The 13,216-nt window shown below is 70.7% G+C and carries 14 protein-coding genes; 8 read left to right on the plus strand and 6 right to left on the minus strand.

Annotation, left to right across the window (positions count from 1 at the left end):
* The first annotated feature begins 4 nt into the window (after positions 1–4).
* The 5 genes from FFS51_RS12365 (at position 5) to FFS51_RS12385 (ending at position 6,932) form a co-directional block, all read left to right on the plus strand.
* Positions 5–1,594, plus strand: coding sequence for a TrbL/VirB6 family protein (locus FFS51_RS12365; protein WP_048809412.1), 1,590 nt, complete (start codon positions 5–7; stop codon positions 1,592–1,594).
* Positions 1,581–3,092 (plus strand): SCO6880 family protein, encoded by a 1,512-nt coding sequence (locus FFS51_RS12370; protein WP_171006182.1) that lies wholly within the window; start codon positions 1,581–1,583, stop codon positions 3,090–3,092. Before FFS51_RS12365 ends, FFS51_RS12370 begins: the two co-directional genes overlap by 14 nt.
* A gap of 110 nt (positions 3,093–3,202) precedes the next feature.
* A complete protein-coding gene (locus FFS51_RS12375; protein WP_211255127.1) occupies positions 3,203–4,678 on the plus strand; it encodes a putative type IV secretion/conjugal transfer ATPase in 1,476 nt (491 codons plus the stop codon).
* Positions 4,675–6,468: a type IV secretory system conjugative DNA transfer family protein gene (locus tag FFS51_RS12380; protein ID WP_045246233.1), complete on the plus strand. Its 1,794-nt coding sequence runs from the start codon at positions 4,675–4,677 to the stop codon at positions 6,466–6,468. The genes FFS51_RS12375 and FFS51_RS12380 overlap by 4 nt, the downstream gene beginning before the upstream one ends.
* Positions 6,465–6,932, plus strand: a complete 468-nt coding sequence (locus tag FFS51_RS12385) for a DUF4913 domain-containing protein (protein WP_048809415.1) — start codon at positions 6,465–6,467, stop codon at positions 6,930–6,932. The genes FFS51_RS12380 and FFS51_RS12385 overlap by 4 nt, the downstream gene beginning before the upstream one ends.
* Before the next feature lie 76 nt (positions 6,933–7,008).
* Here FFS51_RS12385 and FFS51_RS12390 read toward each other — a convergent pair whose 3' ends face one another.
* Genes FFS51_RS12390 through FFS51_RS12400 form a run of 3 tightly spaced genes read right to left on the minus strand, consistent with a single transcriptional unit; the run spans position 7,009 to position 9,977 of the window.
* Complete coding sequence (locus tag FFS51_RS12390; protein WP_045246235.1) at positions 7,009–7,866, minus strand: hypothetical protein; 858 nt, start codon at positions 7,864–7,866, stop codon at positions 7,009–7,011.
* Positions 7,867–7,881: 15 nt separating this feature from the next.
* The gene (locus tag FFS51_RS12395) at positions 7,882–9,582 is read right to left on the minus strand and encodes a relaxase/mobilization nuclease domain-containing protein (RefSeq protein ID WP_045246237.1); all 1,701 of its coding nucleotides are present in this window, start codon (positions 9,580–9,582) and stop codon (positions 7,882–7,884) included.
* Positions 9,579–9,977 carry a MobC family plasmid mobilization relaxosome protein gene (locus tag FFS51_RS12400; RefSeq protein WP_045246238.1) on the minus strand — a complete coding sequence of 133 codons (399 nt, stop codon included), beginning with the start codon at positions 9,975–9,977 and terminating at the stop codon, positions 9,579–9,581. Before FFS51_RS12400 ends, FFS51_RS12395 begins: the two co-directional genes overlap by 4 nt.
* A 254-nt stretch (positions 9,978–10,231) precedes the next feature.
* Between FFS51_RS12400 and FFS51_RS12405 the strand changes: the two genes are divergently transcribed.
* From FFS51_RS12405 to FFS51_RS12415, 3 genes are all read left to right on the plus strand, one after another.
* Entirely contained in the window at positions 10,232–10,606 is a 375-nt protein-coding gene (locus FFS51_RS12405; RefSeq protein WP_045246239.1) for a hypothetical protein, read from the plus strand.
* A 425-nt stretch (positions 10,607–11,031) separates the two neighbouring features.
* Positions 11,032–11,133, plus strand: a complete 102-nt coding sequence (locus FFS51_RS12410; protein ID WP_048809416.1) for a hypothetical protein — start codon at positions 11,032–11,034, stop codon at positions 11,131–11,133.
* A complete protein-coding gene (locus FFS51_RS12415; protein WP_048809417.1) occupies positions 11,115–11,324 on the plus strand; it encodes a helix-turn-helix transcriptional regulator in 210 nt (69 codons plus the stop codon). The genes FFS51_RS12410 and FFS51_RS12415 overlap by 19 nt, the downstream gene beginning before the upstream one ends.
* Here the strand turns inward: FFS51_RS12415 and FFS51_RS12420 are convergent.
* Genes FFS51_RS12420 through FFS51_RS12430 form a run of 3 tightly spaced genes read right to left on the minus strand, consistent with a single transcriptional unit; the run spans position 11,321 to position 12,970 of the window.
* A complete protein-coding gene (locus FFS51_RS12420) occupies positions 11,321–11,908 on the minus strand; it encodes a recombinase family protein (protein WP_045246242.1) in 588 nt (195 codons plus the stop codon). The two genes, FFS51_RS12415 and FFS51_RS12420, sit on opposite strands and share 4 nt — an antisense overlap.
* Complete coding sequence (locus tag FFS51_RS12425) at positions 11,905–12,729, minus strand: Fic/DOC family protein (RefSeq protein ID WP_045246259.1); 825 nt, start codon at positions 12,727–12,729, stop codon at positions 11,905–11,907. Before FFS51_RS12425 ends, FFS51_RS12420 begins: the two co-directional genes overlap by 4 nt.
* Before the next feature lie 4 nt (positions 12,730–12,733).
* The gene (locus FFS51_RS12430) at positions 12,734–12,970 is read right to left on the minus strand and encodes an antitoxin VbhA family protein (RefSeq protein WP_045246244.1); all 237 of its coding nucleotides are present in this window, start codon (positions 12,968–12,970) and stop codon (positions 12,734–12,736) included.
* Positions 12,971–13,216 lie beyond the last annotated feature (246 nt).

Here is a 13,216-nt window from a genome sequence, read left to right on the forward strand (position 1 = left end):
CCCGATGGCTGACTGCGCTCCGCTCGATCTTGTATGCCAGGGCGGAAATATCGCGTCGAGTGCGCTCGGGAACGCGATCGACAACATGGCGAAGGCGGTCCAGGAGGCCTTCGGGAAGGTGGTCGCATCACTCGGCACGATCTGGGTGAACATCGGCACCCCGAACCTCACGGGGTCGGGTGGCGATTCGTCCCTGACGGCCGGCAGCGCGGCGCCGAACTCGGGAAACATCACGACGGTTCTCGGCTATGCGACGTGGATCGCACTGGCGATCTGCGTCATCTCGATCGTGATCCTCGGGGCTCTCATCGCGACGAGGATGAGAGCTGGTGAGGGGATCGCCGCGGTGGGCCGCGTGGGCCTGGTGCTCGCGGCCGCGGTGTTCATCTCGGGCGCCAGTGCGATCGTGACGGGCCTGATGCCGAGCGGGCCGACAGGTGCCGGCGGCGCGGTCGCCTTTCTGCAGTCGGGCCTCTGGTGGTACATGGGCGCCGCGGCGGTCATATCCGTCATCATCGGCGCCGGCCGGATGGCGTGGGAACAGCGCGCCGAGCCCGGTCGGGAGACGATCAAGAGCCTGCTGACGCTCGTCGTCGTCGCGGGCGCTGGCGTGACGATCGTGGGGCTGCTGGTCGCCGCGGCCGACAGCTTCTCGGTGTGGATCATCAACTCGTCGCTGGACTGCGACGTGACCGCGGACGGGTCGACGTGCTTCGGCACGAACATGCTGAATCTGCTCGCGTTGACGACCAACCCGGCGGCCGGCGGGCTCGGCTCGCTGCTCATCATCATCCTGGGCATCATCGCGATCCTGGCCTCCGCGTTCCAGATCGTGCTCATGGTCGCCCGCGGCGGCATGCTCGTCATCCTGACGGGCATCCTTCCGCTGTCGGCGTCGTTCACGAACACGGAGATGGGCAAGGGCTGGTTCCGCAAAAACGTCGGCTGGCTGGTCGCGTTCATCCTCTACAAGCCCGCCGCGGCGCTCGTGTACGCCGCGGCGTTCCGCCTCGTCGGCACTGACATCTTCAAGGACGACGGCACGGGCCTGCTGGCGGTGCTCACCGGCATCATGCTCATGATCATCGCCCTGTTCGCGATGCCGGCCCTGATGCGCTTCGTGACGCCGATGGTCGGTGCTATGGCCGGCGGTGCCGGAGGCGCGCTTGCTGTCGGTGCGATGGCAGCTCTACCGTCTGGTGCCGCGGCGATGGGTCGCCTCGGCACGGGCGGCGGTGGATCGGGGTCGTCGGGCAGTGACGGCTCGTCGGGCTCGCAGGGGCCGACAGGCAACTCCGGTGGAGGCGGCGGGTCTACGACGTCGGCCGCGCAAAATGCCGGCGCGCAGAGCGGTGCGGGAGCCGGGAGCGGCGCTGCGGCCAGCGGCGGAGCTGCGGCCGGTGGTGCTGCTGCTGGCGGCGCGGCCGCGGGCGGCGGTGCCGCTGCTGCGGGAGCGGCCGGGGGCCCGATCGGGCTCGCCGCGGGCGCCGCGCTCGAAGCAGGCAAGAAGGCAGGCCAGGCGGCCGCGGGTGCGGCGCGTGGCTTCGGAGAGCAATCGACAGGTGAGGGAGGCGGTCCTGATGGCAGCCGTTGACACAACGAATCGTGGTCCTCGGACCTACGGCAACTGGCGCAAGCCGACGTCGCCGGGCATCCTCGGCCTCGGCTCGGTCGGCACGGGCCTGCTGCTCGCGTCGCTCGTGGTGCTCGTCATCACGGTCATGGTCGCCGGCCTCTTGCAAGCGGTGATCCTCGCCGCCGTGCTGGGGATCGTGCTGCTGGCCGTGCTGACCAAGGACGCGCACGGCAAGAACGTGCTCAGCCGTGGCGGGGCGCGGATGGCGTGGTGGTCCGCGAAGTCGCGAGGCACGAACATCTACCGCTCCGGTCCTCTCGGCCGGTCGCTGTGGGGCACGTATCAGCTCCCCGGCCTGGCGGCGCCGACGCGGCTCAGTGAGCACACGGACTCCTACGGGCGCCCGTTCGCGCTGCTGTACACGCCCGCCACGGGCTCGTACAGCATCGTGATCGGCACGGAGCCCGATGGGGCCGCACTCGTCGACCAGGAACAGATCGACGTGTGGGTGGCCGACTGGGGACACTGGCTCGCGAACCTGGGCGACGAGCCCGGCATCGAGGCCGCCTCGGTCACGATCGAGACGGCCCCCGACACGGGCACGCGGCTGCGGCGGGAGGTTCTGATGAACCTCGACGCCGACGCTCCCGCGTTCGCTCAGGGGATGCTGCAAGAGGTCGTCGACCGCTACCCGGCGGGCTCGTCGACCGTGAAGGCGTTCGTCGCGATCACGTTCTCGGCGGTGAATCGGCAGGGCGGCAAGCGTCGTCAGCCGGACGAGATGGGCCGCGAGCTCGCGGCACGTCTGCCCGGTCTGACGGCGAGTTTGCAGGCGACCGGGGCGGGTGCTGCGCGGCCTCTGTCCGCGCAGGAGTTGTGCGAGGCGATCCGTATCGCCTACGACCCGGCGGCCGCTCAGCTCATCGACGAGGCGCACGCTGCCGGCGAGACGCCCGAGCTGAGCTGGACCGACGTCGGTCCGTCCGCCGCTCAGGCGTCCTGGGGTGGCTACCGGCACGATTCCGCGTACTCGTGCACGTGGGCGATGACGCAGGCCCCGCGCGGCAACGTTCAGTCGGGCGTGCTTGCGCGGCTCCTGGCACCGCATCGCGACATTGCGCGCAAGCGCGTGACGCTGCTGTATCGCCCGGTCGACGCCGCGAAGGCCGCGGCGATCGTCGAGGCCGATCTGCGAGCTGCGGAGTTCCGCATGACGGCCAGCAGCAAGCCTGCGGCGCGCGACAGCCTCGCTGTGCGCGCGGCCGCGGCGACCGCGGCGGAGGAGGCCAGCGGCGCCGGTCTGGTGCAGTTCGGGATGCTCGTCACGGCGACGGTCGCGGACCTCGACCGTGCGCCGGATGCGCGCGCGGCGATCGACAACCTCGCGGCCACGGCGCGGCTGAGGGTGCGGCCCGTGTACGGGTCGCAGGATTCCGCGTTTGCCGCGGCGCTGCCGCTGGGCCTGGTGCTCCCGAAGCACATCAAGGTTCCGGCCGAGCTGAGGGACAAGCTGTGAGCGCCCCCGAGCTGCGCCGCACCGCGAAGGCCGAGCGTCGGGCCAAGCGTGTGCAGAAGGTCGCCACGAAGGCCGAGAAGCCGAAGGAGCTGCGCCCTCAGCGGCCGCCGATGCGAGGGTGGTTGGGGCGCGGTCGCGGTTCGTCGAACTACGTTCAGGCGGCCGACGAATGGCGCGGGACCACCGTGCAGGTGTGCGGCATGTGGCCGTTCGCGATCGGCACCGGGACGCCGATGGTCGGTGTCCCGCTCGGCCGTCATATCCACACCGGGGCGACGCTGTGCTGCGATCCCATCTCGTGGTTCCAGCGCGCGAAGCTCATCAGCAACCCGTCCGCGTTCGTGCTCGGCAAGCCCGGACTCGGCAAGTCGACGATCGTCCGGCGGATGGCCCTCGGGCTCGCCGGCTATGGCGTGATGCCGCTGGTGCTCGGTGACTTGAAGCCCGACTACGTAGACCTCATCGAGGCCCTCGGCGGCCAGGTCATCACCCTCGGCCGCGGCCGCGGGTATCTGAACGTGTTGGACCCTGGCGAGGCGACGGAGGCCGCTGCGCGGCTGCGCGAGGCCGGGTTCGAGAAGGAGGCCACTCAGGTGCTCGCGGACGCGCACGGCCGCCGGCACACGATGGTGTCGGCGCTGCTGACGATCCTCCGCTCGGCGCCGCCCACCGACCGGGAGGAGACGATCATCGACCGCGCCTTGAAGTGGCTCGATGACAACTTCGACGGCGTGCCCGTGCTCGGTGATCTGCTCCGCGTCATCCAGGAGGGGCCGGCCGAGGTCCGCGCCGTGGCGCTGGACCGCGGCAACGATGAGCGTTACCAGTCGATCACCGAGGGCCTGGAAGCGAGCCTCATCGGCCTGGTCGGCGGCGGGCGTCTCGGAGAGACGTTCGCTCGCCAGACCACGAACCCGATGCGCCGCGACGCGCCCGTGGTCTACGACGTCTCTGCGATCGACGACTCCGAGATGGACTTGCAGGCGGCGACCCTGCTCGCTTGCTGGTCCGCCGGCTTCGGCACGGTCAACGTGGCGAACGCTCTCGCGGATGCCGGCCTCGAGCCCCGTCGCCACTACTTCGTCGTCCTCGACGAGCTGTGGCGGGCGCTGCGCGCCGGCCGGGGCATGGTCGATCGCGTCGACGCGCTCACCCGCCTCAACCGGCAGCGCGGCGTCGGCATGGCGATGATTTCGCACACGATGAGCGACCTCCTGGCCCTCCCGACCGAGGAGGACCGGATGAAGGCCCGCGGCTTCGTCGAGCGCTCGGGCATGGTCATCTGCGGCGGCCTGCCGTCCGCGGAGATGCCTCAGCTCAGCGCCGCCGTGCCGTTCTCGCAGGCCGAGCAAGAGATGTTGATCGGCTGGCAGGACCCGCCCGCGTGGGACCCGTCGACGGGCCGGGAGGCCGAGCCCCCCGGCCGCGGCAAGTTCCTCGTGAAGGTCGGCGGCCGACCCGGTATCCCGGTGAACGTGCAGCTGACCTCCGTGGAGCTGTCCATCAACGACACCAACAAGCTCTGGCACGAACAGTCGCGCGTCGGTCGCCGGCATCTGCGCGCCGTCGAGGAGGTACAGGGATGAGCACGCCGAACAACCGCCGCCGCGATCCGGGCGGCATGGGTGGCGAGGCCATCCTGCTCTGGGTCGGCATCGTCGCCGTGGTGGTGCTCGGCGGCGCCGTCTACGGATCGGTCCGGCTCGGCCACGCGATCGCGGGCGACGGCGCCGAGCTGCCGTCTGACCCGTTCGCGCTCGTGTTCGGCGTGTTCAGCGGCAAGGTGAGCTGGCCTGCCGCGTCCTGGTGGGTGCTCGGCGGCATCCTCGCCGTCGCGATCGCGCTCGGCGTGCTGGTGGCGGTGTGGCTGCACCGCATCCGTCAGCGCCGCTCTCGCGTCGACCGGGCAGCCGCGTACATGGGCCGCGGCCGCGACGTCGCGGAGATGAGCCGTAAGAGCGCCCAGGAGAAGGCTCAGCGCCTCGGTGTGACCTCCTCGGCTGGTGTACCCATCGGGCGCACGGTCGCGGGCTCACAGCCGCTCTACGGCTCGTGGGAGGACATGCACGTGGACATCTGGGGGCCACGTACCGGAAAGACGACCTCGCGTGCTGTGCCGGCGATCATGGATGCGCCCGGAGCGGTCCTCGTGACGTCGAACAAGCGCGACGTCGTAGACGCGACACGCGACCCGCGCGCGGCCAAGGGGCCCGTGTGGGTGTTCGATCCGCAGGCGATCGCGAACGAGGAGCCCACCTGGTGGTGGAACCCGCTCTCGTACGTCACCGACGAGGTTCGCGCAGCCAAGCTCGCGGAGCACTTCGCGGCCGGCTCCCGCGATCCCGGCGCAAAGACGGATGCCTACTTCGACCCGGCCGGCCAAGACCTCCTGGCCGGCCTTCTGCTCGCCGCGGCACTCGACAGCCGGCCGATCACCGACGTCTACACGTGGCTGACCCGCCCGGCCGACGACACGGCTGTAGAGATCCTTCGCCGGCACGAGTTCACGCTGACGGCCGACCAGGTGGCCGGCGTCGTCGACGCGCCCGAGAAGCAGCGCGGCGGCGTGTTCGGCACGGCCCAGCAGATGGCCTCCTGCCTCACGAACCGTCAGGTGGCCGCGTGGGTGACGCCGCTCCGCGGCGGCGTCGACGAGCGGCCGCAGTTCAGCCCCGAGGCGTTCGTGCGTGAGGGCGGCACGCTCTACAGCCTCTCCAAGGAGGGCCGCGGCACCGCCGGCCCGCTCGTGACCGCACTGACGGTCGCGGTGGTGGAGGCAGCGGAGGAGCTGGCCGCCCGCTCGGCCGGCGGACGTCTGAGCACACCGCTGCTCGGCGTGCTCGACGAGGCGGCGAACGTCTGCCGGTGGCGTGAGCTGCCGAACCTCTACTCGCACTACGGCTCGCGCGGCATCGTCCTGATGACGATCTTGCAGAGCTGGTCGCAGGGCGTCGAGGTCTGGGGCGAGTCCGGCATGAAGAAGCTGTGGAGCGCGTCGAACGTCAAGGTGTACGGCGGCGGCGTCTCCGAGGCGGCGTTCCTCGACGACCTGTCGAGGATCATCGGGGACTACGACCGGCTCTCCTCGTCGACGTCGTACGGCCGCGGTCAGCGCACGGTGTCGCAGCAGCTCCACCGTGAGCGGATCATGGACGTGGCCGAGCTGGCAGCGATGCCGAAGGGTCGCGCCGTGGTACTCGCGTCGGGCTCTCGGCCGACGCTGATCCGCACTCAGCCGTGGATGACGGCGGCCTACGCGGCCGACGTGCGCGCGTCGATCGCCGCGCACGATCCCGAAGCTGAGCGCACGATCCGCGAGGCGCAGCAGGAGCTTGCCAGCGTCGAGGCCACGATCGGGACGGAGGCGGCATCGTGAGCGACTGGGGCGATGACGAGCTGGACCCGGCCGACGTCGACGACGCCGCGGTGGACCAGGCCACGGGCGAGGTCGTCGATGAGGAGCCCGCAGCGGAGCCGAGCCTGTACTACGGCTCCGTCGACGAGTTCCTGCGCGAGTATCTGCGCAGCGTCTACCGGCGCAAGATCGACGGCAAGTCGCGGGTGTGGGCGGCTCGCTGGTGGGAGTACGACGAGGCGGTGATCCGCCTCGAAGCGCTGTGGCGCGCGTGGGAGTTCCTTCGCCGCGATCCCGCTACGGGGATGAGCGTGTGGTGGCGCGATCACGCGGACCATCACATGGGCGTGTTGATGGACCCGCAGGGACCGTTCGCGGCGGCCGACGCGATGGCGACGGAGAACCAGTGCTCCAAGGGCGACCCGCTGCCGTATGAGGCACCGCCCGAGGGGCTGTTCCCGGACGTTCGCGAGCTGGACGCCTGAGAGCGTCCCTGGGACGTGAGAGAGGGGCTGCACCTGGTGGTGCAGCCCCTCTCTCGTGCAGCTCGTCGACGCGCGCTCAGCGGTCCAGTCCGGTGCGCTGCACCTGGGCGCCGCGGCCGCGCGTCTTGCGCGCCTTGGCCGCCTTAGTCTTGCCGGCAGCGACGGCGGCCGTGGCCGGCTTCGCCTGGCTCACGTCGGCGCGCATCCGGGTCGCCACCGTCTCCTGAGCGATGCCGCGGCCTTCCAGCTCCTCCGCCGTCGACGAGCGCCGCTCGGCGCTGTCGTACAGGCTCTTGCCGTCCTCGCGGGAGCGGTCCGCGATCGCGTCGCGCTGCTCGGCTTCCGCCTGTGCGCGGTCGCGTTCGGCCGGGTCGGGCTCGTACTCGGCCGCGGCGCGCGCCTCGTCCGCTCGACGGTCCTCCTGGTCCGCGAACGCCAGCAGGCGCAGCGCCTCAGCTTCCTCGGCCGCGGCCCGTGTGCGCTCGGCGTCGGCGGCCGCGCGGTCGCGTTCCGCGCGCTCGGCCTGTAGCCGGATGAGCTGGCGCACCTCGTCGGCGTCGGCGCCCGTGTCGCGGGTGTCGATCCCGTACCGATCGCGCAGCTCGGCGCTCATGCGCTGCTCGGCGCGGGCAAGCTCCTGGTCCTCGGACTGCCACGCGCGGGCCACCTGGTAGGTGTGCCCGATCTGCTCCGGGGTGGAGTTCTCCCACCACTCGGCCCGGTCGACGTGGGCGACCTCGGCGCGCGCTGCCTGCCGCTCTGCGTCGAGGCGCGATCGCAGTTCGCGGGCCTCCTGCTCGCTTGCCGCGGTGGCGCGGCGTAGGGCCTGCTCTCGCAGGTTCGCGATCGCCTGGCCGACCTGTGCGGCCGCGGTGACCGCAACTCGTACCTGGCCCTCGAACGCTTCGGCGATTCCGTCTGTCTCCTCGGCCATGATCGGCCCCCTCTCCTATCGCTCCGGGCCGCGGTCTGCGCCCGGTCCTGTCGTCTCTCGTGGTCGTGCCGGCTCGATGTGGTTCGGGACGGGAGAACCCGCCTCGGTGACCGGGAGGGCCTGCCCGGCGCGCAGCCGGTCGAGCATGGCCTGAGCTTCCGGGTCGAGCGTCGTCGTCCGCTCTGCGGTCGCGACTGCGCCAGCCGGCGCCGACGTCGGCAGCGCGTCCCTGACGCGCGTGAGACGGGCGCGGACGTCCTCAGCGAGGAGTCGAGCCTGTCGGGCCTGTCCCGCGGCTACGGAGGCCTCGTAGACGGCTTGCGTGAGCCGGAGGAGCTGGCGGATCATCGCGGCCTGTGCGACGGTTCCTTGTCCGCCGCGCATGGCGCTGGCCAGCAGCATCGCCGCCCCGGAGATAGCGACCGTGCCGGCCTTCTCTGGCCGCACGGTGCGCCCGTAGGTCTGCGCCGATCGCGACAACGCTTCGGACGCCGCGGCGAGGTCGCCGGGCGTCTCCTCGGTCGCGTTGGACCATGCGGCGAACGCACCCGCGGTCTGCCGTGCAACGGTCGCCCACGTGTCCCTGTCGTCGACCGGAACCGACCGCATCCGGTCGACGAGCTCGCGCAGCTCGTCGTTGCGGCGCGACCACAGCTCCGGGTCCGGTTCCTGTGCCTCGGCGCCGGGCGCGACGACCCGCCGGCCCCGCTTCGCCGCAGCCCATTCGGCGGCCGCGTCGGTGGCTCCGGTCGGGGTGTCGGGCCACCCGTCGCGCAGCCGCGGCAACGTCAGGTCGCGGCCCAGGTGACCACCGCCGTACCAGATAGGACGTTCGCCGGCTTCGGGTCGCTCGGCCACCGAGTAGCCGGTGATGACGTCCGTACGACCGTCCGCGAAGCGGGGCCGGACGAGGAGCCCGGCTCGACGCATCCGGCGCACGAACTCCGCCTCGTCGCCGGATGCCGTGGCGCAGCCGCGGACCTTCAACGCGAGGAGGTAGCGGGGCTGATCGGCGCGCATCTCGGACGCGATGCGGGCCTGGCGGTCGTTGCCGTCCAGCAGCTCCCATGCCGGCGTCGTCGACGGTTGGTCGGCGCGTGCGCGCTCGTACTTCGCTCGTGCTCGGCCGCGGGCCTGGGCCTCGCGCTCGGCGGGGTCGTAGCCGCGGGTCGAGCGATCGGCCTTCGACGACTCCAACTCCTCCAAGCCGTACTTCACTTCGAGGGCGCGGGCCGCGACCTGGGCGCGGTGGAAGTCGTTGTGAATCGACGCCTTCGTGCCGTCCTCGCGCACGAGGTTGACGGCGATGTGCACGTGGTCGTTGCCGTTGGTCGAGACACCGTGCCGTACGGCGACCCAACGGCACGGGGCCTTCGTTCCGTCGTTGTCGTCGAACTCCATCGCCTTGATGAAGTCGTCCGCGATCGCCTTCCACTGCTCGTCGGTGAGCTGGCCTTCGTCGGCGCGCAGCGACAGTGAGCAGTGCCACACGTGCCCGCCCTTGACCTCGACGCCGTAGGCCGTCCTCGGTCGGTCAAGGTGGCGCGCGATCGACAGCGCGGCATCCCGTCCCAACTCCGCGTCGTCGTGCCACGCGAGCAACGCCGGGTCGCCTGCGACAAGGTGCGGCTCAGTGTGCTCATTGGACCGTCCCGGACCCGTCAGGTACGTCAGCAGACCGGACATACGATCGCCGCGAACGACGTTCGGCATCATGACGCCGACAGCCTGTCAATCGCCTCGTCCAGCCGCTCCGCAACACGACGCACCGCTGCGAGAGTAGCCGGCAGCTCCGCGGGCAACTCCCCCGTCGCGTTCGTCGCCTTCGCCATCTGGTTCACGTTGTTGGAGATGGCCGCCAGCAGCCGATGGACGGTGAACATCTCCGCCATCGCCTGACGGCGCTCGGTCGGCGTCTCGGCACGCTCGGACGACAGCGCCGCCTCGACCATCAGTCGCGGCACCGTGACGTGCTGAGCGGCCGCAATCCGCGCTAGCTCGCCGCCCTCCTCCGGCGTCACGCCCACCTTGTGGAAGTGCAGCCGACCGCCCGTCGCGTTCGCGCGGCGACGTCGAGTGAACGCGCGAGCCTTCGGCGTCTGCTCATCCATCGGATCACCGCCTCTCCCGGCCCAGCGCAGCGACCCCGCACACTGCGGGGACCACACGTCCAGTGTGCCGCATCCGCGACCGCCTGTCGAGGATCAAGCCCAGTTAGGTAACCTAACTGTATAGCTTGCTCCGTCCTGGACTCCGATCAGATGCGCTCGCGTCGACAGACGAGAGTGCCCGCGGCTCCGCCGCGGCTGTCTCTTCCGATGCCGCAGGCATCGACGGGAGCCGAGCGGATTCGTACGATAGGAGCATGGCTACGACACTGACACCAGAGGAAGCAATCGAGCGCGCGAAGCGGCTCCAAGAGGATCGGATCAACGCTGTGCGCGCGGTCGCGGAAGCGCGACAGCGACTGGTCGATGTGCAGGAGGAGACGGCTCGCGAGCTGGCCGATCTGCAAGCGCGGATCGCGGAGCGCGTCGCGGACGCCGAGCGCGACGACGTGCGCGCCTACAACGCCGCGCAGAGCGCCGGGTGGAGCGCGGACGAGCTACGCAAGATCGGCCTGCCCGAGCCCGAGAAGAAGGCGCGTGTGAGACGGCGCGCAGCGCGCAAGCCGGCCGCGTCGCGGACGACGCCTGAGCCTGCCGAGACGTCGGCCGACGAGGGCACCGCGGCCGGCTGATTCGTTCTTCCCACAGGCCCCGCTACCGGCTCCCGGTGCGGGGCCTGTGGCGTTCCCCCGCGTTGCGGGGTTGCACTCCGCTCCGTGCGCGTCAAGGGCGCTTCGCGTCCCTACGGGAGAGCCCTGCGGGCTCCCCTTGACCCGCCCTCCACTGCGTGCAAGGCGGCAAGTGTTCCGCCGAAAGCAGGCAGCTCGGCGCAGGCGCCGAACTTCCCACTTTCGGACGGACACACACCAAAGGAGAGGACGTCACGATGAGTACTCCGGTTGCCTTCACGACGATCACGACCACGCTCCCGTCGAGGGACGAGGACCGGCCGCGACTGTTTCGCAACGTGGCCCAATCGGGATCGGCAGCTCGCGGACTACGGTCGAGCCGGCTACCACCTGGCGAACACGGTCACGGTCACCGGGGACGCCGACTGATGGCCGGCCAGCAGCAGAGCGCGACGGACGTCGAGGGCGTCGACGGCTACCTGGTGCCGGTCGACCCCGCCGAGGAGACGGGGTGCGACTCGTGCCAGTGAACGGCCCCCGCAAGCGACCCAAGATGCTCACACCCGGCGAGCTGGCCGCGCAGCTCGGCGTCGACGTGCGCGACCTCAAACGACTCCGAGACGAGGGCCGCGGCCCTGCCTACATCACCCTCACGCCGCGCACGATCCGCTACCTCAGCTCCGAGGTCGCGGACTGGCTCAGCGACGACACGGCCGACTAGGACGCGGCGGCAGGCTGGCTCTCATCGTGCTTCGCGAGAGCCCGTGCAACGGAGGACTTGCCGACGCCGAGGAGGCGCCCAATCTCCTCGTAGCTGTAGCCCTGCTCGCGGAGGTCGGCCGCGGCCGCCGTGCGTTCCGGTGTCATCACCGAGGGTCGGCCTCCCACGCGTCCCTCGGCGCGTGCATGGGCCAGGCCCCGCACGGTGTTCTCCCGGATCGTGTCGACGCGGAGCTGGGCGAACACGGCGACGATCCCGAACAGGGCACGGCCCATCGGGGTCGTCGTGTCGATATCCGGCTCGGTGAGGCTCTTGATGTTCACGCCCCGCTCGTGCAGGTCGGTGATCGTCTCGATGGCCATCTTCTCGCTGCCGGCGAGACGGTCGAGCCGGCGCACCATGAGCGTGTCGCCGGGGCGCAGGTAGTCCAGGCACGCGAGCCACTGCGGCCGGTCCTTGACGCGGCTGGACTCGCCGTGGTCGACGAACACGCGGCCGGCGCCGGCCGCGCGCAGCTCGGCCTCCTGAGCTGCCGGGTTCTGGTCATGACGAGACACCCGTGCATAGCCGACGACGTTGCTCATCGGCCCTCCCCGAGGTCGTTGCCGTACCGAGCGCCCGGCGTGTAGGGCGCACTCCCCCGGCCCTGGATGCCGCCGGCAGGCGGCGTGCTCCGTGTCGCGTCCGTGGCGGCCTGCGGGTAGCTCGCGCGCAGCGCCGAGCGGCCGCGTGTCGGGTCGTCGAGCCCGCCCGTCTGCCCCTGCCGGCGGTCGACGGTGATCGCGTCGAACACAGGCACGAGCGACCGCGGATCGGGAGCGTACGAGTACAGGTCCGGCCCGCTGAGCGCCGATCCCTGGTTCCACACTTCCGGCGTGACGCGGGCGTAGTCGAACGCGAAGCGGCTCTGCTCCGCGACGTGCTGCATGAACAGCTTCGACGTGCGCCCGTTGCCCTCCCGGAACGGGTGGGCCTGGTTCACGTAGGCGAACACCGTCGAGCTGTGAGCGATGAAGTCGCCTCGGTCGAGGCGGCGCCAGTCGGTCGAGGAGACGAGCTGGTGCACGTCCGACAGGTAGCGGTCGACCTCGCCCGTCTTGACGTCACCGAAGCCTCGGCCGACGCCCTTCGACATGTTGACCGTGCGGTACTCCCCCGCCCAGGCGTAGACGTCCTGGAACAGGTGGCGGTGGATCGCTCGTAGGTGGGAGCCGTCGTAGGTCTTGGCGATCGCCACGGCGCCACCCTCGATCTGTTGCGCGCGCACGTTCGTTCGCACGTACTCTCGTCGTGCCAGCTCGGCGGGATGCCGCTCGTCGAGAAGGTTGCGCAGCGTGCCGTTGCCGGTCAGCGGGTCGATCGTCTCCGGGTAGAAATACGACTCCCAGGTGTCGAACCGATCCACCACGTCAGCGTGCGGCGACGGCGCCGACCGTGCGCAGCGCGGTCGCGTCGGCTCGACGGATGTACTCGTCGAAATCAATCGCACCGCGCGCGTAGTCGGTCAGGTTCTCCACGTCCTCGCGGGTGGGGTTGAAGCCCTCGTGCCAGCCGGCGGCGAGGGACTGACGGACGGAGTTGCGCTGCACGTCGTCGAGCTGCACGAACAGCTCGGGCCAACGGTCCTCGACGTCGAACGTCTGCATGGTGGGCTCCCCTCTCGCGGGCTCTCGATCTATTCTACCGTGTATCCCGAAAACGGTCTAGATGCGGTTTCGGTCTGAACGGGTTTCGGGTCTGGGTTTCGGGACGGGAATCGTCGGCGTGTCGACGTCGGCGCTGTCAGTTCTCGCGCTCGCCTGCACTAATGCTCAAGGTCGATTGCACGGCTGTAGGCACCGGGTCACGACTGGGCGTTCTCCTTCTCTCCGGGCTGCGTGACTTGCCTGGGT

Source organism: Microbacterium sp. 4NA327F11 (genome assembly GCF_005503465.1).
GTDB lineage: Bacteria > Actinomycetota > Actinomycetes > Actinomycetales > Microbacteriaceae > Microbacterium > Microbacterium ginsengisoli.